The sequence below is a fragment of the Streptomyces sp. 3214.6 genome (assembly GCF_900129855.1).
In the GTDB taxonomy this organism is placed as follows: Bacteria; Actinomycetota; Actinomycetes; order Streptomycetales; family Streptomycetaceae; genus Streptomyces; species Streptomyces soliscabiei.
Window position 1 is genome coordinate 8,254,832 of the sequence record NZ_LT670819.1, and the last position, 22,890, is coordinate 8,277,721.

23 protein-coding genes are annotated in these 22,890 nt (G+C 71.0%); 16 read left to right on the top strand and 7 right to left on the bottom strand.

Features of this window, described 5'->3' with window-relative positions; translation table 11 throughout:
- The first annotated feature begins 381 nt into the window (after nt 1-381).
- The 4 genes from B5557_RS37305 to B5557_RS37320 all read left to right on the top strand — a co-directional run bounded on the left by B5557_RS37305 (nt 382) and on the right by B5557_RS37320 (nt 4,677).
- A complete protein-coding gene (locus tag B5557_RS37305; RefSeq protein WP_079665201.1) occupies nt 382-1,674 on the top strand; it encodes an extracellular solute-binding protein in 1,293 nt (430 codons plus the stop codon).
- 6 nt (nt 1,675-1,680) lie between these two features.
- Entirely contained in the window at nt 1,681-2,679 is a 999-nt protein-coding gene (locus B5557_RS37310) for a carbohydrate ABC transporter permease (protein ID WP_079663623.1), read from the top strand.
- 104 nt (nt 2,680-2,783) lie between these two features.
- Nucleotides 2,784-3,548, top strand: a complete 765-nt coding sequence (locus B5557_RS37315; RefSeq protein WP_231976499.1) for a carbohydrate ABC transporter permease — start codon at nt 2,784-2,786, stop codon at nt 3,546-3,548.
- Between the two features lie 55 nt (nt 3,549-3,603).
- Nucleotides 3,604-4,677, top strand: a complete 1,074-nt coding sequence (locus tag B5557_RS37320) for an endo-1,4-beta-xylanase (RefSeq protein ID WP_079663624.1) — start codon at nt 3,604-3,606, stop codon at nt 4,675-4,677.
- On the opposite strand, the gene B5557_RS37325 is transcribed toward B5557_RS37320, so the two are convergent.
- From B5557_RS37325 to B5557_RS37335, 3 genes are all read right to left on the bottom strand, one after another.
- Nucleotides 4,670-5,710, bottom strand: a complete 1,041-nt coding sequence (locus tag B5557_RS37325; protein WP_079663625.1) for a LacI family DNA-binding transcriptional regulator — start codon at nt 5,708-5,710, stop codon at nt 4,670-4,672. The genes B5557_RS37320 and B5557_RS37325 overlap by 8 nt on opposite strands.
- 243 nt (nt 5,711-5,953) lie before the next feature.
- Nucleotides 5,954-6,142: a DUF5999 family protein gene (locus B5557_RS37330; protein WP_055632223.1), complete on the bottom strand. Its 189-nt coding sequence runs from the start codon at nt 6,140-6,142 to the stop codon at nt 5,954-5,956.
- A gap of 389 nt (nt 6,143-6,531) precedes the next feature.
- Nucleotides 6,532-7,122, bottom strand: a complete 591-nt coding sequence (locus tag B5557_RS37335; protein WP_079663627.1) for a hypothetical protein — start codon at nt 7,120-7,122, stop codon at nt 6,532-6,534.
- A gap of 569 nt (nt 7,123-7,691) precedes the next feature.
- On the opposite strand from B5557_RS37335, the gene B5557_RS37340 reads away from it, so the two are divergent.
- Nucleotides 7,692-9,209: a glutamate-cysteine ligase family protein gene (locus B5557_RS37340; protein ID WP_079663628.1), complete on the top strand. Its 1,518-nt coding sequence runs from the start codon at nt 7,692-7,694 to the stop codon at nt 9,207-9,209.
- Between the two features lie 416 nt (nt 9,210-9,625).
- A complete protein-coding gene (locus B5557_RS37350) occupies nt 9,626-10,366 on the top strand; it encodes a CPBP family intramembrane glutamic endopeptidase (RefSeq protein WP_079663629.1) in 741 nt (246 codons plus the stop codon).
- A 28-nt stretch (nt 10,367-10,394) separates the two neighbouring features.
- Here B5557_RS37350 and B5557_RS37355 read toward each other — a convergent pair whose 3' ends face one another.
- Nucleotides 10,395-11,204, bottom strand: coding sequence for a PhzF family phenazine biosynthesis protein (locus B5557_RS37355; protein WP_079663630.1), 810 nt, complete (start codon nt 11,202-11,204; stop codon nt 10,395-10,397).
- Between the two features lie 190 nt (nt 11,205-11,394).
- Between B5557_RS37355 and B5557_RS37360 the strand changes: the two genes are divergently transcribed.
- The 8 genes from B5557_RS37360 (at nt 11,395) to B5557_RS37395 (ending at nt 19,562) form a co-directional block, all read left to right on the top strand.
- Nucleotides 11,395-14,205, top strand: coding sequence for a LuxR C-terminal-related transcriptional regulator (locus tag B5557_RS37360; protein WP_079663631.1), 2,811 nt, complete (start codon nt 11,395-11,397; stop codon nt 14,203-14,205).
- A gap of 87 nt (nt 14,206-14,292) precedes the next feature.
- Nucleotides 14,293-15,921: an MFS transporter gene (locus tag B5557_RS37365; protein WP_099938263.1), complete on the top strand. Its 1,629-nt coding sequence runs from the start codon at nt 14,293-14,295 to the stop codon at nt 15,919-15,921.
- A gap of 45 nt (nt 15,922-15,966) precedes the next feature.
- Nucleotides 15,967-16,488: a hypothetical protein gene (locus tag B5557_RS37370; RefSeq protein ID WP_079663632.1), complete on the top strand. Its 522-nt coding sequence runs from the start codon at nt 15,967-15,969 to the stop codon at nt 16,486-16,488.
- A gap of 230 nt (nt 16,489-16,718) precedes the next feature.
- On the top strand, nt 16,719-16,934 hold the full coding sequence (locus B5557_RS37375; RefSeq protein ID WP_079663633.1) for a hypothetical protein: 216 nt from the start codon (nt 16,719-16,721) through the stop codon (nt 16,932-16,934).
- Entirely contained in the window at nt 16,931-17,563 is a 633-nt protein-coding gene (locus B5557_RS37380; RefSeq protein ID WP_099937735.1) for an HdeD family acid-resistance protein, read from the top strand. The genes B5557_RS37375 and B5557_RS37380 overlap by 4 nt, the downstream gene beginning before the upstream one ends.
- Nucleotides 17,564-17,732: 169 nt before the next feature.
- Nucleotides 17,733-18,167 (top strand): SHOCT domain-containing protein, encoded by a 435-nt coding sequence (locus B5557_RS37385; RefSeq protein ID WP_079663635.1) that lies wholly within the window; start codon nt 17,733-17,735, stop codon nt 18,165-18,167.
- Nucleotides 18,168-18,275: 108 nt separating this feature from the next.
- The gene (locus B5557_RS37390) at nt 18,276-18,710 is read left to right on the top strand and encodes a DUF7144 family membrane protein (RefSeq protein ID WP_079663636.1); all 435 of its coding nucleotides are present in this window, start codon (nt 18,276-18,278) and stop codon (nt 18,708-18,710) included.
- A gap of 15 nt (nt 18,711-18,725) precedes the next feature.
- A complete protein-coding gene (locus B5557_RS37395; protein WP_079663637.1) occupies nt 18,726-19,562 on the top strand; it encodes a class II glutamine amidotransferase in 837 nt (278 codons plus the stop codon).
- 39 nt (nt 19,563-19,601) lie between these two features.
- On the opposite strand, the gene B5557_RS37400 is transcribed toward B5557_RS37395, so the two are convergent.
- A complete protein-coding gene (locus B5557_RS37400) occupies nt 19,602-20,405 on the bottom strand; it encodes an SDR family NAD(P)-dependent oxidoreductase (protein WP_079663638.1) in 804 nt (267 codons plus the stop codon).
- Nucleotides 20,406-20,527: 122 nt separating this feature from the next.
- Here B5557_RS37400 and B5557_RS37405 point away from each other — a divergent pair, with 122 nt between their 5' ends.
- Nucleotides 20,528-21,136 carry a PadR family transcriptional regulator gene (locus B5557_RS37405; RefSeq protein WP_079663639.1) on the top strand — a complete coding sequence of 203 codons (609 nt, stop codon included), beginning with the start codon at nt 20,528-20,530 and terminating at the stop codon, nt 21,134-21,136.
- An 87-nt stretch (nt 21,137-21,223) separates the two neighbouring features.
- Here B5557_RS37405 and B5557_RS37410 read toward each other — a convergent pair whose 3' ends face one another.
- Both B5557_RS37410 and B5557_RS45480 read right to left on the bottom strand, forming a co-directional pair.
- Nucleotides 21,224-21,652: a type II toxin-antitoxin system Rv0910 family toxin gene (locus B5557_RS37410; protein WP_079663640.1), complete on the bottom strand. Its 429-nt coding sequence runs from the start codon at nt 21,650-21,652 to the stop codon at nt 21,224-21,226.
- Nucleotides 21,653-21,791: 139 nt separating this feature from the next.
- Nucleotides 21,792-21,980: a hypothetical protein gene (locus tag B5557_RS45480; RefSeq protein ID WP_079663641.1), complete on the bottom strand. Its 189-nt coding sequence runs from the start codon at nt 21,978-21,980 to the stop codon at nt 21,792-21,794.
- Nucleotides 21,981-22,230: 250 nt separating this feature from the next.
- Here B5557_RS45480 and B5557_RS37420 point away from each other — a divergent pair, with 250 nt between their 5' ends.
- Nucleotides 22,231-22,764, top strand: a complete 534-nt coding sequence (locus B5557_RS37420; protein WP_079663642.1) for a Clp protease N-terminal domain-containing protein — start codon at nt 22,231-22,233, stop codon at nt 22,762-22,764.
- Nucleotides 22,765-22,890 lie beyond the last annotated feature (126 nt).

A 22,890-nucleotide genomic window follows, 5' to 3' on the forward strand; every position in this document is an offset into this window, starting at 1 on the left:
TGCGGCTCAGCGTGTGGTTTCGGCCATCACGCGGACGGCGGCATCAGCGTAAGCGGAGAGTGACGCCTGAGCCCACGGATCATGGGCCGGACGGCGTCAAGCTTCCGTTAAGACTGGTCACGGGCCGGACGCCCGGCCCCCGGTGCGGATGGGCTCGTTTCCGGCCACGGGGGCTCGCGGCGCGCCGCGCTCCGTAATGTTCGCCACCGAATCCGAATGTTTCGGCGCCTTCGGTGATCCCTTCAGGCCTTGTTTCTTGAGCGGGCCCCTGGATTGCCTGTGTTCAAGGGGTTGCCACCCGTCGGAGGGTGTCTCTAGGGTGCGGCAGCAGCGAAGCTTTCTGGATCTGGTTCGAAACTTTCGATCAACAAGGAGCGCATGATGGGTGACCCGGCACTCTCCCGCCGCGGGTTCCTGGCGGCCTCCGCCGCGGCCGGTCTGAGCATGACGGCACTGAGCGCCTGCGGCGGCGACTCGGACGGGGGGTCGTCGGGGACGACCACGATCGAGTGGTGGAACATCTCCACCACCCAGCCGGCCAAGAACGTCTGGGCCGCTCTGGCCAAGCAGTTCGAGGCGCAGAACCCCAAGGTGAAGATCAAGATCGTCCAGTTGGAGAACGACGCCTACAAGTCGAAGATGACGGCGCTGACCGCCTCGGGGAAGCTCCCCGACATCTTCCACACCTGGGGCGGCGGTGTCCTGAAGCAGCAGGTCGACGCCGGGCTGGTCGAGGACCTCACGGACCGGACGAAGGAGTGGGGAGAGGGCCTGCTGTCGGTCGCCCGCGAGCCCTACCTGCTGGACAAGACGGTGTACGGCATCCCGTTCGACATCGGCATGATCGGGTTCTGGTACAACAAGGCGCTCTTCAAGCAGGCCGGCATCAGCGCCCCGCCCACCACCTGGAGCGGTTTCCTCGACGCCGTACGCAAGCTGAAGGCCGCCAAGATCACCCCGCTCGCCCTGGCCGGCAAGGAGAAATGGCCCGGCATGTACTACTGGGCGTACCTGGCGATGCGCACCGCCGGTGTCGAGGCCCTGCAGAAGGCCGGGGTCGACAAGGACTTCACCGGAGACGGGTTCGTCCAGGCCGGTCAGCACCTGAAGGACCTCGTCGATCTGCAGCCGTTCCAGAAGGGCTTCCTCGGCGCCGCTTACTCCAGCCCCACGGGCCAGGCCGCCGCCGTCGGCAACAGCAAAGCGGCGATGGAACTCATGGGCCAATGGGCGCCCTCGGTGGAGGCCGACTCGGGCAAGGGGCTCGGCGCGAACCTCGGCTTCTTCCCGTTCCCGGCGGTTGAGGGCGGCAAGGGTGTCATCACCGAGGTGTTCGGCGGGGGCGGCGGGCACGCCCTGCGCAAGGGCGCCCCGCAGGCGGCCGTCGACTTCCTGAAGTTCTTCGCCTCGGCCGCCACGGACACCGAACTGGTCAAGAAGACCGGAGTGCTGCCCGTCGTCCCGGCCGCCGACAGCGCCATCACCGACCCCAACGTCAAGGCCGTACAGGCGCAGCTGAAGGCCGCCACCGGCTTCCAGCTCTACCTCGACCAGGCGTACGCGCCCGCCCTCGGCCAGGAGGTCAACGACAGCGTCGCCGCCCTCATCGCCGGCTCCAAGTCACCGAAGCAGGTCACCGAGTCGATCACCAAGGTCGCGAAGGAAGAGCAGTAGCAGGCGATGACCTCCACCTTCCTCCCGGACAAGCGCAGCGGCCCGGACGTCCACCTCCCGCCCCCGGCCGCGGACAGCGGCCGGGGCCGGGCGCGGCGGCGGGCCCTGCACTGGCTCACCGCCGTCGGTTTCCAGGCGCCCGCACTGGTGCTGTTCGGCACGCTCGTCCTGCTGCCGATGCTGTTCGCGCTGTACGCCTCGTTCTTCCGCTGGGGCGGCTTCGGCATGCCCGAGGACTACATCGGCGGCGACAACTTCACCCGACTCTTCAAGGACCCGGTGTTCCTGGGCGACCTGTGGCGCTGCCTGCTCCTGGTCGGACTCTCGCTCCTCCTCCAGCTGCCGTTCGCGCTCGCCCTGGCGGTCGCGCTCAACCAGAAGATCCGCGGCCGGGCCGTGTACCGGATGCTGTTCTTCGCGCCGTACATCCTCTCCGAGGCGATCACCGGCGTCCTGTTCAGCATGATCTTCGCCCCGGACGACGGCCTCGCCGACCACGTCTTCGGCGCGATCGGGCTGGACGGGGTGGGCGGGCAGTGGTTCGCCGACCCCTCCACCGTCATGGCCACCCTCTTCCTGGTCATGACGTGGAAGTTCTTCGGCTTCCACATGATGCTCTACCTGGCCGGGCTCCAGTCCATCCCGGCCGAGTTGACCGAGGCGGCCCTGATCGACGGTGCCGGCCCCTGGCAGCGCTTCCGCAACATCACCCTGCCGCTGCTCGCGCCCACCCTGCGGATCAGCGTCTTCCTGTCGGTCATCGGCGCGATCCAGCTCTTCGACCTGGTGTGGGTCGTCACCGCGGGCGGTCCCGACCACCACTCCGAGACGATGGCCGTGACCATGTTCCAGTACGGCTTCAAGCGCTACCAGGTCGGCTACGCCAGCGCGATCAGCGTGGCCATGTTCGGCATCAGCCTCGTCTTCGCCCTCGCCTACCAGCGGTTCGTGCTCCGCCGCGACCTTCAGGGCGCCACCACGACCATGCGAGGAGGCGGCTCGTGAGCGTCGTCAAGACCGGCCGGAGCGCCCGCGGGACCGGCCGGGGCGTCCGCAGGACCGGCCGGACTCTGCCGTTGCACCTGATCCTCGGGATCATCGGCGCGGTGATGGCTGTACCGCTCGTCTACGCCATGCTGTCCGGCTTCAAGTCCACCGACCAGCTCTCCCGCAACCCCATCGGGCTGCCCGACCCCTGGGTCACCTCCAACTACACCGACATCCTCGGCTCCGGTTCGTTCTGGAGGATGGTCGGCAGCAGCACGCTCATCGCGGCCGGGACGACCGTGCTGGTCGTCGCGGTGTCCGCGCTCGCCGCGTTCTCCTTCGCCCGGTTCGCCTTCCGCGGGCGGGAGATGCTGTTCACCCTGTTCACCCTGGGGCTGATGTTCCCCTTCGCGGTGGCGGCGCTGCCGCTGTTCCTGCTGCTGCGCTCCATGGACCTGCTGGACAACCCGCTCGGCGTGATCCTGCCGCAGGCCGCGTTCGGGCTGCCGATGACCATCGTCATCCTGCGCGGGTTCTTCCGGGAGATCCCGGCCGAGCTGGAGGAGGCGGCCACCCTCGACGGCTGTGGGCCGCTCGGCTTCTTCTGGCGGATCCTGCTGCCCATGGCCAGGCCCGCCCTCGGCACGGTCTCCGTGCTCGCCGTCGTCGCCAGCTGGAACAACTTCCTGCTGCCCCTGCTGGTCTTCAACGAGCCCACCTGGTGGACCATCCCGATCGGCGTCCAGCAGTTCCAGGGCCAGTACTCCGCGGACTACGCGCGCGTCTTCGCCTATCTCGTCCTCGCCATGGTTCCCGCCCTGGCCTGCTACTCCGTCGCCGAGCGCCAGCTCGTCGGCGGTCTCGCCGCCGGCGCCTCGAAGGGATGACGCGCGCCCGCGGATCCGTACGGCTCACACCCACCCCCAAGTGAGGAGTCGCCCCATGCCCAGCACCGCCGCCCGCACCCGGCTCAGACTCGCCGGAACCCTCGCCGCCGTCCTCGTCGCCGCCGGCGTCGTCACCGGACCGGCCGCCCAGGCCCACGAGAGTCCGGCGCACGGAAAGCCGCGGGCCACCCTCGCCGACCTCGCGCAGCGCCACGGCCGCTACTTCGGCAGCGCCACCGACAACCCCGAACTCACCGACACCGCCTACACGAAGATCCTCGGCAGCGAGTTCGACATGATCACCCCCGGCAACGGCATGAAGTGGTACGCCACCGAGCCGCAACAGGGCGTCTTCGACTGGACCAACGGCGACGAGATCGTCGGCCTCGCCCGGGCGCACCACCAGAAGGTCCGCGCCCACACCCTCGTCTGGCACAGCCAGCTGCCCGACTGGCTGACCGGCAAGGAGTGGACGGCCGACGAGCTGCGGGCCGTCCTGAAGAAGCACATCCAGACCGAGGTGCGCCACTACCGGGGCAAGGTCTACTCCTGGGACGTCGTCAACGAGGCGTTCAACGAGGACGGCACCTACCGCGAGACGATCTTCTACAAGACGCTCGGCCCCGGCTACATCGCCGACGCGCTGCGCTGGGCCCGCCAGGCCGACCCGAAGGCGAAGCTCTACCTCAACGACTACAACATCGAGGCCGTCGGCCCGAAGAGCGACGCCTACTACCGGCTCGCCAAGGAGCTGAAGGCGCAGCGGGTCCCGCTCGACGGCATCGGCCTGCAGGCCCATCTCGCGCTGCAGTACGGCTATCCGACGACCCTTGAGGACAACCTCCGCCGCTTCTCCCGGCTCGGCCTGGACACCGCGCTCACCGAGGTCGACGTACGGATGCTGCTGCCCGCGACCGACGAGAAACTGGCCCAACAGGCCGACTGGTACCGGGACATGACGGAGGCGTGCCTCGCGGTGCGGCGATGCGCCGGCATCACCGTCTGGGACTACACCGACAAGTATTCGTGGATTCCGGCCTTCTTCCCCGGCGAGGGGGCCGCCCTGCCGTGGGACGAGCAGTTCGCGCCGAAGCCGGCGTACTACGCGATCCGGGACGCGCTCAGCTAGCGGTGCGGGGCGGGGCGGTACTCGAACGCACCACCAGCTCCGTGCCCAGTTCCACCCGCGGCGAGTCGGGGCGCTCGCCGCGGGCCAGGCTCAGGACCGTGCGGACGGCGAGTTTGCCCATGTCGGCGAGGGGCTGACGGACGGTGGTCAACGGCGGGGCCGACCAACGGACCTCCGGGAGGTCGTCGAACCCGACCACGCTCATGTCCTCGGGGGCCCGCAGTCCGCGCCGGCGCAGCGCCTCGATGGCGCCGAGGGCCATCTGGTCGCTGGCCGCGAACACGGCGGTCGGCGGCTTCGGCAGGTCGAGGAGGGCGGTGCAGCCGGTGAACCCCGACTCGGGGCGGAAGTCGCCGGGGACGACGAGCGTTTCGTCGACGGAGAGCCCGGCCGCCTCCAGGGCCGCCCGGTAGCCGTCGAAGCGGGCCCGGGAGCACAGCAGCCGGGGCGGCCCGGCGATCAGGCCGATCCGGCGGTGGCCCAGCGACAGCAGGTGCTCGGTGGCCGCCAGACCGCCCGACCAGTTCGCGGCGCCGATGGTGGGGGTGTCGGCGGCGGGGGAGCCTGTCGGGTCGACGACGACGAGCGGGACGCCCAGGATGCGCAACTGCTCGTGCAGGGTGGGTTCCAGGGCCGAGGTGACGAGGATGACGCCGTCGGAGGCGCGGGAGCGCAGGTTGCGCATCCACTCCCGGGCGTCGCCAGAGCGGCCGTGGATGGCCGACACCACCGTGCCCACCCCGGCCGCGTGGGCGATTTCCTCGACGCCTCGGATGATCTCCACCGCCCAGGGGCTGTCGAGGTCGTTGAAGACCAGGTCCAGCAGGGCGGCACGGGTGGGGGAGGCGGCGGGGCGCTTGCGGTAGCCGTGCACCCGCAGCAGGTCCTCGACCCGGGCCCGGGTCTGCGGAGAGACGTCCGAACGCCCGTTGACCACGCGGGACACCGTCGGCACCGAGACGCCGGCCTGGCGGGCGATCTCCGTGATCGTGACTCTGCCCCGGGACGCCGACGCCGTATCGTCCGCTGTCACTTCGCCACCTCCGTCGCGTCGCTTCGGACGCTGCGCCGAAACTTCCAGGAGTCTTCCGGAAAGTACGGGACCGTGGGAAGAAATACAGACATTCACAGGGAACGCATCGCGCGGGAACCGGGGGACTACGGGGAGTGAGCGGCCTCGGACACGCGTCGGGGCCGGTGCGCAGTGGATGATTGCGGCCGGCCCCTCAGGTCTCCGGACGGCGGTCCCACGCCGTCCGGGTCGTGCGGGTGGTGCTCAGGCGGCGGTCACGACCCGGTGGGGGGCGATGACCTGGCCGTCAGGCAGGAGCTCACCGGTGTCCTCGAAGAGCAGGACGCCATTGCACAGCAGGCTCCAGCCCTGTTCCGGGTGGTGCGCCACGAGGCGGGCGGACTCCCGGTCGGCTGAGGTCGCTGTCGGGCACGGTGGCTGGTGCTGGCACATGGATGGGAACTTCCGCTCTGGCGTGATGAGTGAGATGGCTGTCGTGTCTGACCCGCGGCTTGAAGCGTCGTTCATGGCCGCCCCCCGTTGTGATAAGTCGGTCGGAACCCAGTGTTGCCCTACGGAGGTCGATCCGCAGGGATTTCGCGGCACCGCTTCTCACAGGTTCATGACGCGTCACCCGCGCGGGCGGTTCATCTCAACCGCACTGTCACTTCGGATGGTTCCTGGTGGTCGGATGGGGCTAGTCCCGGGCCGGACACGCCAGGCGTACGGAAGGGCGCGGAGGGTGGTGAGGGTTCCGGATCGTGGGCCGGCCCCGGCACCCCCGTACCCCGCCACCGGGCCGCGGGGACGGGGTACGGGGGTGCCGGGGCCGGCCGGGTCGGTCAGGCCGGTGAGCCGAGCAGCGGGGGCGGCGCCGGCGTCACCCGCAGGGTCAGCACCGGGAGCAGGTCGGCGACGCGGTGCGGACTGTGGGCAGCGATCCCGGGCGGCGCCGGGGCCAGCGGCACCAGCAGGTCGGTCGGGGCGGGATGGCCCGTCGTGCCGTCCGAGGCGCTGTCGCCGTGCAGCCAGAGCGTGAGCATGTACAGCCCGGGCACCGACAGCAGTCGCGCCTGGTAGGGCTGGGTGGTCGACTCGGCCTGGCGCAGGGCGCGTTCGGTGGAGGCGATGTAGGGGCCCTCGAAGAAGTGCGAGAACGCCCAGCCGTCCGGGGTGAGTCGGGTCTCGGCCGCGGCCACCGCGCGGTCGTCGCAGCGGATCAGGAAGCGCCAGCCGGCCAGCCTTGTCGCGGCCACGCCTTCGGGAGTGATCCGCTCCAGGACGTGCAGCGGAAGCGGGAGTTCGGGGGTGGCCTCGCCCTGGGCGGCGCGCAGGGAGGGCGTACGAGCCTCGCGGACCGCGGTGGGGGAACCGAGTGCCGTGAGGACGGAGCGAAGTGCGGGCGCGGGAGCCGGGGGGACATGCAAAGGCATGGTGGGTCGCCTCTCATTCGACAGGCACGGTGGCGCGAGGGCGGGGGCGGACGGCGCTGTCAGCTAGCTCTCGACAGGTCGGAGAGGCGGGGCCCCGGGTCTGGGGTTGCCGGGGTGCGCGAGCGGCCTGCCGTCACCTCGACGACAGGCTCCTTCGACCGTGGGCGCCAACCTTCTCTGCCTTGTTCGCGGAGTTTATACGACACGTGTTCAGACTGTGTTTCGTCTAGTCGATTCCGGGACACTCGGCAAGGGTTCATTCGGTCGGTGATACGTGTGAATCATCCCGATTCAGAGCGGGCCGCGACGCGATGACCTCGGGTTATGAGTGCGGAGTGGTCGGCCCATTGTCGTCGGCGTTTTTCACGAGTTCCGAGTTCAGGAAAGGGCGACCGGCCGCATGCCCGGTGAATGTGCCACCGGTCACCGCCGGTGGCTTTCGGTCAGCGTAGCGTGTGCGTGCGCGGCCGGGGGGCGTTATCGATCGGCTCGGCTGGGCATCATCCCCCCTGACCCGGGACATCCGGCGGCCGGATCGCCGGCCCGCCCATGCGAGGAGGGACGCTTCGATGGGGGAGAAGGTCGTGGCAGGCGCGTTCGACCTGTCCGATCGTCAGCACTACCGGGACAAGCTGCGGCGGTGTCTGACGGGGCTTGAGCGGCTCCTGGCCCAGAAGCGCTTCGACCGCCCCAAGAACCTGATGGGGCTCGAGATCGAACTGAATCTCGCGGGCGCCGACGGTCTGCCGAAAATGCTGAATGGGCAAGTGTTGGAGAGGATCGCGAGCCGAGATTTCCAAACAGAACTCGCCATGTTCAACCTGGAAGTGAACATAGCTCCCCATCGATTGGGAGGGCGGGTATTCGATCGGCTCGCGGAGGAACTCCGTACGTCACTGGCATATGCCCATCGAAAGGCGAGCGAGGTCGATGCGGGAATCGTGATGATCGGTATTCTGCCGACTCTCGACCGTGACGACCTGGTCTCGTCCAACCTTTCCGACGTCGATCGCTACACGCTCCTCAACGACCAGATCGTGGCCGCCCGCGGAGAGGACTTCGCGCTCGAGATCGACGGCGTGGAGCGGCTGTCGTGCACCTCGAAGTCGATCGTGCCCGAGGCCGCCTGCACCTCCGTGCAACTGCATCTGCAGGTCACGCCGGGCCGTTTCGCCGCGGTGTGGAACGCGGCGCAGGCCGTCACTGCCGCGCAGATCGCCGTCGGCGCCAACTCGCCGTTCCTGTTCGGCCACGAGCTGTGGCGGGAGTCGCGGCCCCCGCTCTTCCAGCAGGCCACCGACACCCGGCCGCCGGAACTGCAGGCGCAGGGCGTGCGGCCGCGGACATGGTTCGGGGAGCGGTGGATCAGCTCGGCGTACGAGCTGTTCGAGGAGAACCTGCGCTTCTTCCCGCCGCTGCTGCCCATCTGCGACGAGGAGGACCCGCTGGAGGCCCTGGCGGCGGGCAGGGTGCCCTCGCTCGCCGAGCTCGTCCTGCACAACGGCACCATCTACCGCTGGAACCGGCCCGTCTACGGCATCGCCGACGGCGTCCCGCACCTGCGGGTGGAGAACCGGGTGCTGCCCGCCGGGCCGACGGTGACGGACGTGGTCGCCAACGCCGCCTTCTACTACGGCGTGGTCCGGGCCCTGGCCGAGGAGTCCCGGCCGGTCTGGTCCCGGCTGCCGTTCGAGGCGGCCGCGGCCAACTTCGACGCGGCCTGCCGGTACGGGATCGACGCGCGGCTGCAGTGGCCGCGGCGGGGGCGGCTGGGCGGTGTGGTCGAGGTGGACGCGGTGAGTCTCGTCCGCGACGAGCTGCTGCCGCTGGCCGAGGCGGGACTGAACGGGTGGGGGGTCGAGCCGGCCGACCGTGATCTGTATCTGGGGGTCATCGAGGAGCGGTGCCGGCGGCGGGCCAACGGGGCGACGTGGCAGGTGGCTACGTTCCACCGGGCGGTGGAGGCGGGGTTGTCGCGGGATGCGGCCCTCGCCGCCACGACGCGACGGTATGCGGAGCTGATGCACCACGGGGAGCCGGTGCACACCTGGCCTGTGGGGGTGCCCGAGGTTGTTCCTCTCGGGTGAGGCCTGAGGCCTGAGGGCTGAGGGCTTTGCGTGGTTCGCCGTCCGCGAGCGCCTGGGGCTGGTCGCGGCGGGAGAAGGCGAAGGGCGGCAGGCCGCTCCGCACGGCGGCCGCAGCGTCCCCGGCGGCGGTGAGGACGACGGCGGTGAGGACGACGGCGGTGGCGACGGCCTCGGTGCGTCGGCTCATCCGAGGGTGGGGGTCGCTGCCGCCCGCCCCACACTGATCGGGCAAGCTGTGACGTCCCATGACGGTGGCGACCCTCCCTGTCGGCCTGGCGTCCCCGGTGGCGCAAGCGCTCCGCACGACATGCGGTAGGGACGGGGAGGCGGCGGGGTCACGCAACTGGAGGCACGTGTGCAGGTGGAGGCAGGGGTAGGTGGCTGATTCTCTTCCGCAGGAGCGGCTCTCGAGACGGATGCTCCGGGACGAGACGCTGCTCGTTCTGGGGCTTTCACTCGGTGCGAGCGGTGTGTCCGCCCTGATCAGTTTTGTTGGATCGGTCACCAAACCGGGAGGTCTGAAGGACCAGGCGGCGACCCTCAACGCCTCGGCCGCGCCGGGCCGCCCGTGGCTCGATCTCGCCTGGCAGCTGTTCGGGATCGCCTCGGCGCTCGTCCCCGTCGCCCTCGTCGCGCATCTCCTGCTGCGCGAGGGACAGGGGCTGCGGACGCTGGGCTTCGACCGCACCCGGCCCTGGCCGGACCTCGGCCGCGGGGCGGCGATCGCGGCGGTGATCGGCAGCACCGGCATCGCCTTCTATCTGGTGGCCCGCGGTCTCGGCTTCAACCTCACGGTGGTGCCGGAGGCGCTGCCGGACGTGTGGTGGAAGTACCCGGTGCTGGTGATGTCCGCGATGCAGAACGCGATCCTCGAAGAGGTCATCGTCGTCGGCTATCTACTGCGCCGGCTCGGCCAGTTGGGCTGGACGCCGGGCACCGCGCTCGTCGCCAGCTCCGTGCTGCGCGGCTCGTACCACCTCTACCAGGGCATCGGCGGCTTCATCGGCAACATGGTGATGGGCGTGGTCTTCGTCTACCTCTACCGGCGCTGGGGACGGGTGGGGCCCCTGGTCGTGGCGCACTCCCTGCTCGACATCGGGGCCTTCGTGGGATACGCGCTGCTGGCCGGGAAGGTGGGGTGGCTGCCGACGGCGTGAGCCACCCCGCTTGGGGCGGACCCGGTTTCTAGGCGAGCAGCTCGCCCTCGATGACCGTGACCGCGCGTCCCGCCAGCAGGGTGCGGTCGCCGCGTACCTCGGTGCGGACACGGCCGGAGCGCGGGGACGCCTGCAGGCCGGTCAGGGCGGTGCGGCCGAGGCGCTCGGACCAGTAGGGGGCCAGGGCGGTGTGGGCGCTGCCCGTCACCGGGTCCTCGTCGATGCCGAAGTTCGGGAAGAAGCAGCGGGAGACGAAGTCGTATCCCAGCTCCGGGTTCTCGGCGCGGGCGGTGGCGATGATGCCGCGACGGGAGTAGGCGGCCAGGGCCTTGTGGTCCGGCCGCAGCGCGTGGACGGTCTTCTCGTCGGCGAGCACGACCAGCAGGTCGCCGATGTGCGGGCCGGTGTCGTGGCAGTCGAGCGGCTCGGCGCCCAGGGCCTCGGCGACCCCGGCCGGGACCTCGACCCTGGTCAGCGGCGCGGTCGGGAAGTCCAGGGTGATCGAGCCGTCCTCGGCGGGCGTCGCGATGAGCACACCGCTGCGGGTGGCGAAGCGCACCGGCCCCGGGTGGGCGCCGGTGGAGTGCAGGACGTGGGCCGTGGCGAGCGTGGCGTGGCCGCACATGTCGACCTCGGCGACGGGGGTGAACCAGCGCAGGGCCCAGTCCGCCTCGCCGCCCTCGGGGAGCGGGTGGGCGAACGCCGTCTCGGCGTGGTTGACCTCCAGGGCGATGTTCTGGAGCCGGGTGTCGTCCGGGAAGGCGTCCAGGAGGAGGACCCCGGCCGGGTTGCCGGCGAAAGGGTGGTCGGTGAAGGCGTCGACGATTCGAATCCGCATGCCGGTGACGGTAGGGGGTCGGCCGAGCCGTCGGCCAAGGCCAATCGGCGAGTCCTGGCCCGATTCGGCCACCGCCGTGAGCGGGCCGCACCGTTGGGCCGCGGATCCCTCGAAGCGCGTCCGGGGCGCAACCCTGGGACCCTGGGAGCGAGTGCTACCCATGATCTGACGACCACGGGCGGTGAGCGCCATGGCCGGTGTCGAGGAGGTCGCTCCGCAACCGACGGCTGCGGACGCCGATCCCCAGGGGGAGCCGTTCTTGCGCACACGGTTCGTCGTACCGGCCCGGCCGGTGACGTTCCTGCGGCGCGAGCGCCTGGTCAACCACCTCGACCAGGCGCTGCGGACACCCCTGACCATGGTCAACGGCGCCGCGGGCGCGGGCAAGACGGTGCTGGTCGCCGACTGGACCGCGGCGCGCGAGGCGCCCGTCGCCTGGCTCACCACCGACGCGGCGGAGCAGGGGCCGGGCATGTTCTGGGCGTATCTGCTCCAGGCCCTGCGCGCCTCGGGCGTCTCCCTCCCCGCGGAGATCGGCTGCCCCACGGACGCGAGCCACATTCCCCCGACACTGCTGGCGCGGCTCGCCGCCGAGCTGTGCGCCAGGGACCGGCCCGCGATCGTGGTGCTCGACGAGTACGACCGGGTGAGCGACCCGCAGATCGCAGAACAGCTGGAGTTCGTACTGCACCACGCCGGCGACGGCCTGCGTCTGATCCTCGTCAGCCGTACGGAACCGCTGCTTCCGCTGCACCGGTACCGGGCGGCCGGCCGGCTCACCGAGATCCGGGCCGCGGAACTGGCCTTCACCTGCGAGGAAGCGGCCGAGCTGCTGGAACTGCACGGCCTGCGGCTTCCGGCGCACGCCACACAGGGGCTCGTCGAACGCACCCGGGGCTGGGCCGCAGGACTGCGGCTGTGCGCCCTCGCCGCGCGGGAGAGCCCGGATCCGGAGAGGTATCTGAAGGAGTTCGAGGCCGACCGCACCACGGTCGCCGACTTCCTGCTGGCGGAGGTGCTCAGGCGGCAGTCGCCCGAGACGCAGGACGTCCTGCTGCGGGTCAGCGTCCTCGACCGTTTCTGCCCGGAGCTGGTGAACGCCCTGACCGAGCGCACCGACGCCGGGCCGATTCTGGTCGGTCTGTGCCGCGACAACGCGTTCGTCGAGCACCTCGCGCAGGACTGGTACCGGCTCCACCCGCTGTTCGGGGAGATCCTCCGGGCCCATTTGCGGATGCGGTCGCCGGGTCTGGAACCCGAACTGCACCGGCGGGCCGCGCGGTGGCTGCGGGGCTCGGGATCCCTCGCGGAGACGCTGGGGCACGGCGCGGCCGCCGGCGACTGGGAGTTCACCGCCGACGCCCTCGTCGACGACCTGGCCATCGGCTGGCTCTTCACCGGCCTGCGCTCCGACGAACTCGCCGAACTCTTCTCCCGGATGGGGCCGGAGGCCAGGAGCCCCGCCTCGGACCTGGTCCGTGCGGCCCGCGAGCTTTCCCGCCGTGACCTCGGTCGCGGTCTGACCCACCTGCGTCGCGCGGAGGAGAGCCTGGCCGCCGAACTGGGCCTGACCGCAGCAGAGTTGGGGCTGCCGCGGGAGCAGGTGGAGCGGTGGGAGTGGGCGGGGCCGGGAGAGTCGGGGGAGCGCGGCTCGGAGAGGGGAGGCGACGGTCTTGCGGCCGAAGGCGCGTTGACGGCGGCCGGGTGGAGTCCGGCGGGCGAGGCGTCCGGCCTCGCGGCGGTCCGGTTGAGCTGTGCGCTGCTGGAGGCGCTGGCCGCCCGGCTGACCGGGGCGCCCGGCCGGGCGGAGCTGGCCGCGGCGGCCGCCGAGACGCTGCGCGACCAGGTACCCGCGCAACTGCTGGAGAGGCATCCCGAACTCACCGCCCTGCTGCTGGCCCACCTGGGTTCGGCGCGGCTGTGGGCCGGGCGGTTCGACGATGCGCGTGCCGCCCTGTCGAGGGTGGCCGGGGCCTCGGCAGGCGCGTCCACGGCGCTCGCCCGGGAGGACTCGCTCGGCCGGCTGGCTCTGATCGACTATCTGAACGGCTGGCCCGGCAGGGCGGAACGCACGGCGCGGGCCGCGCTGACCGAGACGGAGCGTTACGGCCTGCCCCAGCCGTCCGGTTCCGGCATGGGACGGCTGGTCCTGGCCGCCGTCGCCGTGGACCGCGACGAGTTGCGCCGGGCCCGGGCACTCCTCGACGAGGCGGCCGGCTCGCACCCCGCGCTGCGGGACCCGGTCATGGAGGCGGGCCGGGCCATCGCCACCGCCCGCCTGCACCTGGCCCGTGGCGACCCCAGCGCCGCACGCGCGGCCGCGGAACGAGCCGTCCCCGCCGCCGTGCTCTCCCCCTGGGCGCAGGGGCAGACCGCGCTCGTGGTCTCCGCCGCACACCTGGCCGAGGGCCGCCCGGAGACGGCCTTCGAGGTGCTGCGGGCGACGCCCGACCAGCAGCCCGCGTGCGCGGTGGCGGCCGCGCGGGCCCAGCTCGCCGCGGGCCGGCCCGGCGCCGCGGCCGACCTGCTCGACGGCGTGCGCGCCGAGGGCCGTGCCGGCCCGGCCGTGACCGTCCGCGCCGCGTTGGTGCTGGCGCAGGCGGCGGACGAGGCGGGCGACGTGACCGACGCGCGCAGGCTCGTCGCCCAGGCACTGCGCGAGGCACGACGCGAAGGGCTGCGACGTCCCTTCCGCGAAGCCGGGCTGTGGATCCGCCCTTACCTGGCCACGGCCTTCCCCCGGGGACCGGCCGCGGACTGGCTCACCCCCGGGGTGCCGTCGTCCGACGGTGCACCGCCCCCGGTCGTGGAGGAGCTGAGCGGACGCGAACGCGACGTGGTGCGCAGGCTGGCCCTGATGATGTCGACGGAGGAGATCGCCGCCGACCTGTACGTGTCGGTGAACACGGTCAAGACGCACCTCAAGAGCGCCTACCGGAAGCTGGCGGTCAACCGCCGAGGCGACGCGGTACGCCGCGCCCGCCAGCTGAACCTGCTGTGACCGACCTGGTCGTCCGGGCTGTGAAGTTCCCCCCTCGTGGGTGAGGCGGCGGCCGGATTTCTCGGCTGCGATGGTGTCGTGGACACCGTGACCCGCTGGCGGGCCCTGATGGTCCTGGGCACCGCCCAGTTCCTGATGGTCCTGGACACGTCCGTCATGAACGTCTCGATCAGCCAACTGGTCGAGGACTTCGACACCGAGGTGACGGCCATCCAGGCCGTCATCACCCTGTACGCCCTGGTCATGGCCGCCTTTATGATCATCGGCGGCCGGTTCGGGGACATCCTCGGACGACGACGGATCTTCCTCCTCGGCCTCGTCGTCTACGCCACGGGATCGGCCCTCACCGCCGTCGCCCCCACCCTGTGGGTGCTCACGCTGGGCTGGTCGGTCATCGAGGGGCTGGGCGCCGCGATGGTCCTGCCGGCCATGGCGGCGCTGGTCGCCGAGTCCTACCGGGGGCGGGACCGGGCCGTGGCCTACGGCGTCATCGGCGGTCTGGCGGGCGCGGGGATCGCGGTCGGCCCGCTGCTGGGCGGCTGGGTGACGACGTATCTCACCTGGCGGCTGGTCTTCGCCGGTGAGGTCGTGGTCGTGCTGGTGATGCTGTGCTTCCGCCGGGTGATCACGGAGTCCCCGCGCACCGGGCCACGCCCCCACCTCGACGCGGTGGGCGCCGCGCTCTCGGCGGCCGGACTGGCCCTCGGCGTGCTCGGGGTCCTGCAGAGCGGCACGTGGGGCTGGGTGCAGCCCCGCAACCCGCCCTTCACCGTCCTGGGTTTCTCGCCCACCCTGTTCGTCGTCGGCGCCGGAGCGGCCGTCCTCGCCGTCTTCGTGCACTGGGAGCGGCGCCGGGACGCGCACGGCTCGGAGCCACTGGTGCATCTTGCTCTGCTGCACAGGCCCGCGCTGCGATCCGGCCTGATGTGTCTGCTGAGCCAGAACCTCATCCTGCTGGGGCTGTTCTTCACCATCCCGCTGTATCTCCAGGTCGTGCAGGGCTTCGACGCCTTCGAGACCGGCCTGCGCCTGCTCCCCGTGTCGGTCACCATGCTCGCGGCCTCGATGGGCGCCACCCGGCTGGGGCGGGTGGCGGGACCACGCCGAGTGGTCCGGCTCGCGCTGCTGACCCTGGCCGCGGCCATCGTGTGGCTGCTGGCCACCATCGACCCCGTCATCGACGACGCGCAGTTCGCCGGGGCGATGGCACTCCTCGGGGTGGGCATGGGCCTGCTCGCCTCACAGCTGGGCAACGTCGTTCAGTCCTCCGTGGGCGAGGACGAACGCAGCGAGGTGGGCGGGCTGCAGTTCACGGCGCAGAATCTGGGCTCCGCGCTGGGCACCGCGCTCATCGGATCGCTGCTGGTCGGCGCCCTGGCCCAGGCCTTCACCACAAGTGTGGAGGAGCATCCCCGGCTCTCGGAGGAGACCCGTCGGCAGACCGGGGTCGCCCTGGAGGCCGGCATCTCCTTCGTCCCCACCGAGCAGGTGCGCTCTGCGGCCGAGGACGCCGGGCTGCCGCCCGCCGAGGTCGACGCCCTCGCGGACTCCTACGCCTCGGCGCAACTAGACGGTCTGAAAGCGGCGATCCTGGCCGCCGGTGGGATCACGCTCGCCAGTTTCCTGGTCACGCCGCATCTGCCGACGCGGAAGGCCGAACGTCCGAGCCGGCCCGGGACCGGCATGCCGGCCGGCACGACCGGGCCGTCGCGCTGACCCGCCCGACCGACCGAACCGTCCGACTCGTCGAGGGAGGCCGCGATGTCCAGGCCCGGTCACATCGCGGCGGCCCGGGCGCGCGCCGCCGAGCGTCGGGCCCCCGCCGACCACTCCGGCGGCGTCTACGGGTCCATGCTCGCGGCCTCGGTGGTCGTCGGCGCGGGCAGCCTGGGCTCGTTCCCGCGCCTGGAACTTGTGCTGCTGCTGTTGCTCACCGGCGTCGTTTTCTGGATCGCGCATGTACACGCCCAGCTGTTCGGGGCGCGGTTGGCACGGCGAACCCCGGACCGGGGGATCGTGCTCAAGGTGTGCCGCGACGAGTGGCCGATCCTGCAGGCCGCCATTCCGCCGGCCCTCGCCGTGGCCGTCAGCCCCTTGCTCGGCCTCGACCTGCAGGGCGCCGTCTGGCTCGCGCTCGCGGTCGCCGTCGCGGGCCAGGTGGGCTGGTCGGCGTCCGCGGCACGGCGCGACGGCGCCTCGTGGCGCCTGGTCGTCACCACCGCCTCGGTGAATCTCGCGCTGGGTCTGCTGATCATCGCTCTCAAGCTCTTCCTGAAGCACTGAAGCACTGAAGCACTGAAGCACTGAAGCACTGAAGCACTGAAGCACTGAAGCACTGAAGCACTGAAGCACTGAAGCACTGAGGCGCTGAGGCGCTGAATTGGGCGGCGCGGGTGCCGTTCTGCAGCGGCGGTCTATCACCTTCACCGGGTGAAGCCGTCCGTCCCCCGGGGACGCAGGATCGAGGGGAAAGGGCGCAGTCCGCCTGTCCCAGGCCGTCCCGGGAGCAGCTCATGCGCTACGAGATCCGCGTCGACGGACAGATGTCGGAGGTACTGACCAGGGCCTTTCCGGAACTGGACCATGTGGTCATGTCCGGTCAGACCCTCCTGTTCGGATACGTCGTCGACGAGGCGCACCTGTACGGGCTGCTGGCCCGCTGCCAGTCCCTGGGGCTGCGGGTCCTGGAGATGCGCCAACTGCCTGCCGGGCGCGAGGAGGAGTCATGAGCGTGTCGCCTGGTCCCGCACCGCACAACGAGCCGCTGGGCAACGATCCCGCCGACACCCTGGCCGTGCTCGGCCGCTCCTGGACGTGGATCCTCGGCTCGGCGGTCGCCAGCTTCGTACCGGGCGTCCTGATCCTGGTCTGGCCGGACGAGACCCTGCACGTCCTGGCGGTCCTCATCGGCCTGTACCTGCTGGTGACCGCGGTGTTCCGGTTCGTCGCGGCCTTCGCCCGGGAGGACCACGGCGAACGGCTGACCGGCCTCCTCCTGGCGATGCTGTACGTGGTGGCCGGGGTGCTGTGCCTGAGACACCCCCTGCAGACGATCGCGGCGCTCTCCCTGGTCGTCGGCGTCCTGTGGCTGGTGTCCGGCATGCTCACCCTCTACACGGCCCTCGCGGCCAAGGACCTCCCGCACCGGGGCGTCGTCCTCGGCGCGGCGGTGTTCGCGATCGTGGCGGGGATCGTGGTGCTGGCGCTGCCCACCGAGTCGGCCCGCGCGCTGACGCGGCTGCTCGGCCTGTGGCTCGTCCTGCTCGGTCTGGTCGAGGCGGCGGTCGCCTTCGCGTGGCGCGCCGCGCTGCGCAGGGTGCGTAAGGCGGGGCCGGGAGCTCCTGCCGGGACGGTCTGAGCCGGGCTGCTCCGACCCGTTGCGCGGACTCTCGTGCACAGACTCTCACCCGTCTCGGGTGAGGCCGCGGGCCGCTTGCCGTGGGCACGCTGAGAACGGCACGCGACGGCATGTCGGTACACCGGATGTCGTCGGGATGGCGGGCGAACGCCCGGAACGGAGGAGAGACATGAGTGGGGACACGTACCTCGCGTACGACTATCCGCTGCTGAGCGCCTTCTGGACCATGCTGGTCTTCTTCCTGTGGATCATGTGGTTCGTCCTGCTGTTCCGGATCGTCGTCGACATCATCCGCGACGACGACCTCGGCGGCTGGGCCAAGACCGGCTGGATGGTGTTCTGCATCGTCCTGCCCTTCCTGGGCGTGTTCGTCTATGTGATCGCCCGGGGCAAGAACATGGGGCGCAGGGAGATCGCGCAGGCGCGTGAGCAGCAGAGGGCCTTCGACAGCTACGTCCGCGAGACGGCCAGGGGTGCCGACGCCGGTCCCTCCAGCAGCGTCGACGAACTCGCCCGGCTGTCCGAGATCCGCGCCCGCGGCGACATCACGGACGAGGAGTTCGCCAGGGCGAAGCAACTGGTCCTCAGCGGCTCACGACACTGAGCGCGCAACACACTGAGCGCGCAACACACTGAGCGCGCAACACGCAACACGCAACACGCAACACACAAGCGACAACGGGCAACACCCCAAGCGAATCGAGGCATCGGGATGACGACACACAGCACCCACGCGCCGTCGGTCAAGCGGCACACGGCCAAACAGCACTGGGCCGAGGGCCTGATGGTGTTCGCGGCCGTCACACTCATGCTCTCCGGAGTGCTCGACATCTTCCGCGGCATCATGGGAATCGCCCAGGACGACATCCTCATCACGACCCGCAACTACGTCTTCCAGTACGACGTCACCGGCTGGGGCTGGGTCCACCTCGCCCTGGGTGTGGTCGCCGTGATCGTCAGTCTGGGGCTGTTCCAGGCGGCGCTGTGGGCGCGGGTGGCCGGCGTGGCCATCGCCGGGCTGATCGTCATCGCCAACTTCCTGTCCCTGCCGCAGTATCCGGTCTGGTCGGTCGTGGTGATCGCCTTCTCGGTGTTCGTCATCTGGGCTCTGTGCGTGGTGAAGCCGGACACGTCCGAAGAACGCTGACCGAAAGGTTGGACGATGTGCCGTTGGCTCGCCTATTCGGGCACCCCCGTGCTGCTGGAAACGATCCTGTACCGGCCGGCGCACTCACTGATCGACCAGAGCCTGCACTCCCGGATGGGCGTCGAGACGACCAACGGTGACGGGTTCGGCGTCGGCTGGTACGGGCCGGGCGTGGACACCCCCGCGGTGGTCCGGGAGATCGGCCCGGCCTGGAGCAACCGCAATCTGCGGGAGATCGCCGGGCACGTCCGCTCGTCGCTGTTCTTCGCCCACATCAGGGCCTCGACCGGCTCGGCGGTGCAGCAGACCAACTCCCACCCGTTCCGGCACGGCCGCTGGATGTGGATGCACAACGGCGCCATCGCCGACTTCCACCGGCTCCGCCGGGACCTCGCCCTCGCCGTCGACCCGGAACTCTTCCTCGACATCGAGGGGTCGACGGACTCCGAGATGATGTTCTTCCTGGCGCTCACCCTCGGCCTGGAGGAGGATCCACCCGGCGCCGTCGCCCGGATGGCGGGCCTGGTGGAACGCACCGGACACGAGCACGGGGTGGAGTTCCCGCTCCAGATGACGATCGCCGTGACCGACGGGGAGCGGCTGTGGGCCTTCCGCTACTCCAGCCAGGGAACCTCACGCTCGCTCTTCTACAGCACCCGCGTGGAGACACTCCGGGCGCTCCACCCCGACGTGGCGTTCCTGCGCGAGGTCTCCGACGAGACCCGCCTCATCGTCTCCGAGCCCCTGGGCAACCTGCCCGGCGCCTGGAACAAGGTCCCCGAGAGCACGTACGGCGTGGTCCAGCCCGACGGGGACGACAACCTCGTCCACTTCGCCCCGCAGGCCGCGTAGAGGGGAAGGTCTCCCCCAAGGCGGGCCGAAGGCCGGAGGTCAGTGCACCGAGAACCCGCCGTCGACGAAGATCGCCTGCCCGGTGACGTAGCCGGAGCCGCGTCCGGCCAGGAACACGGCGGCTCCGGCGAAGTCCTCGGCCAGGCCGTTGCGCCCGGCCATCGTGCGTGCGGCGAGCGCCGCCACCCGCTCCGGGTCGGACGCCAACCGTGCGTTGAGCGGCGTCATGACGAAGCCGGGCACCAGGGTGTTGCAGGTGACTCCGTACGGCGACCACGCCTCGGCCTGTGAGCGGGCCAGCGACTCCAGCGCCCCCTTGGAGACCCCGTAGGCGCCGCTCTGGACGAACGCCCGGTGCGCCTGCTGGGAGCTGATGTGGATGATCCGTCCGAAGCCCCGCTCGGCCATGCCGGGTCCGAAGCGTCGGCCCAGCAGGTAGGGCGCCTCCAGGTTCACCGCCATGGTGGCGTCCCACACCTCCTCGTCCAGCTCGCCCATCGGCGGCCGCAGGTTGATGCCGGCGCTGTTGACGAGGATGTCGGGCTCACCGAACGCCTCGACCGCCCGCTCCGCCGCAGCGCGCACCCCGTCCCGGGTGCTCAGGTCGGCGCTCGCCCAGGCCGCCCGGCAGCCGTCGGCCGTGAGCTCGTCGACCGCGGCGGCGAGTTCCGCCTCCTTGCGTGCCACGACCACCACGCTCGCGCCCGCCCGGGCGAGGGCCCCGGCGACGGCCCGGCCGATGCCGGAACTGCCGCCCGTCACGACGGCGACCCGGCCGTCCAGCGAGAAGAGTTGAGAGAGGTAACCGTTCGAGGCGGTGTGCGAAGTGCCGTCCGATGCCATGTCCGCACTCTAAGGGGCAGAGTCTAGCCAAGCGAACTGTTCCGATATATCGTTGACGCATCGCGACAGATCGGCGATGGAATGAACAGAGATGCACAGATGGCGGAGACGGAGTGATGGCAATGCGCGACCACGGATTCGACGGTGGACACCGGCGGCGCGGCGAGGGACGGCGTGCGGCCTTCGGGCCCTTCGGCCCGGGTGGTCCGGGGTTCGGTCCCGGTGGCCCCGGTTTCGGCGGCTTCGGTCCCGGTCCCTGGGGTGGGCGAGGGCGCGGGGGGCCCAGGGGGAGGGCGCGGCGCGGTGACGTACGGGCCTCGATCCTGGCCCTGCTGAAGGACCGGCCCATGCACGGTTACGAGATGATCCAGGAGATCGCCGAGCGCAGCGGCGGGGCGTGGAAGCCCAGCCCGGGCTCGGTGTACCCGACCCTGCAACTCCTGGAGGACGAGGGTCTGATCAGCAGCGAGAGCGAAGGCGGCAAGAAGCTGTTCTCGCTCACCGAAGAGGGTCGCACGGCGTCCGGGGAGGGCCCGGAGGCCCCCTGGGAGGAGGCCACGCGCGGGGTCGACTGGGAGGCCCTCGGTGAGATCCGCCAGGCCGGCTTCGGTCTGATGGAGGCCTTCGGGCAGGTCTGGAAGACCGGCAGCAAGGAACAGCGCGAGAAGGCGCTCACGGTCATCAACGACGCCCGCAAGAAGCTGTACCTCATCCTCGCCGACGAGGACTGACCGCCGTCGTACGACGACGGCCGGGCGCCCCGTGGAGTTGTCCGCGGGGCGCCTTCGGGTGCGCGGTGCGCCGGGTGCGGCCCCTGGTCAGGCGACCAGGCCGTCCAGTTTGCGCAGCGACTCGTTCAGGGCGGCCGTCCCGGAGTCCTTCAGCTTGCCCGCCATCAGCGACACGGCCGCGCCCGTGAACTCACCGTCGATGCGGACCTTCGTGGCGTCGCCGTCGGGGGTGAGGGTGTAGCGCGTGGCGACGGACACCGCCATGGGGCCCTTGCCGCGGATGACCAGCACCCGGGCCGGTTCCAGCTCCGCGACCGTCCACTCGACCTCCGCGGGGAAGCCCATCAGCTTCATGTTCTCCTGGAAGGTGGCGCCCACCTCGAGGGTCTCGGGGCCGCCCCCGGGGAAGTTGGTGTGGGTCGCGTTCCACTCCCCGTACGTCGGCCAGTCGGTGAGCTGGGCCCACACCTTCTCGGCCGGCGCCTGGATGCGTGCCTCCGCGCTGACTTCGGCCATGCGACCACCTCTTCGTATCGGGCTCTGTGTCGGACCGCGTATCGGACTCTGTATCGGCCAACTCGGGCTGCGGTGTCGCGGAACGTAGCTCCACCGCCTCGAACATTCAATACTGACGAACCGTCAGAAAGTGTGGAGCTCACCCCGCCCGGCGTATCACCGCCGTGTCGAACACGTCCCACGCGCGCGGGAAGGGCCCCTCCTCATGGCAGTGCCTCGCCTGCCGGAACAGGTCGGCGGGCAGTGCGCCCTTTGGAGCGTAGACCCTGTAGACGTACTGTCGGCCGTCGGCCGCCCGCAGGGCCGCCGGCCGGCACCCGCTCTCCATGTCCGTGGGGGACGTCCGGGCGGGGCTCGGTGGTTGCGTGCGGGGCGGGCGGCAAGGCGACGCGCGCCCCTGAAGGCGAAACGGCTCGATCTCATCCGTAGGGAGGAGATTCCGCCGCCCCCGCTCCGCTCTGCGTGGGACCCGAAGATGCTTCCTTCCGGGGATGACGGCGCCCTGCCGGGACTGATGGGGTAGGGATGTGCAACCCCGCATTCCCCGGCAGTCGCCCCGCGAACAGGCGGCACACGCCATGGACGACGATCCCCGGTTCGGCGCCGAGCCCGCGGCGGCGCTCGCCGCCGCCCGCAGACGGGCGGTCCGGGACGGGGACCGGCAGATCGACACCGCCCACGTTCTGCACTCGCTCCTTGAGCACGACCCCCGGACCCGTGCGGCCTTCGACGGCGGACCCCAGCTCGCCCGGCTGCTCGGCTACCTCGTCCAGCGCAGCATCGGCTACGGCCTGCGCTGGCAGAGCGGTGTCGAGGACTCCGGGGCGCTGCCCGTCGTGACCGTCGTCGAGGGCTTCTCTCCGCTGGCCGCGGCCGCGCTGGAGCACGCGTGCGCGCGGGCCGACCGGCGTGACGGCGCGCCGGCCCGGGGCGTCGACCTGCTCGCGGCGATCGTCGCGGATCCGCAGGCGCGGGCTGTCGAGGTCCTCACCCATGCCGGCGTCGACGTGTACGAGCTGCGCGCACGGATCGAGGACGGCCTGGAGGAGCACGACGAGGACGGCCTGGACGGCCACGAGGCGTGTGCCGGGGGCGGCGGCCCGGCCTACTGAGCGGACTTCCGTCCCCCCGCCCGCACGACGCCCGCCTGGACGCCGCCCACCCACACGATCCGCCCGCTCGCCCGGTCCGGCCCGTCCAGCCGATGAGACAGGTGTCAACGGGGGTGACGCTCATGT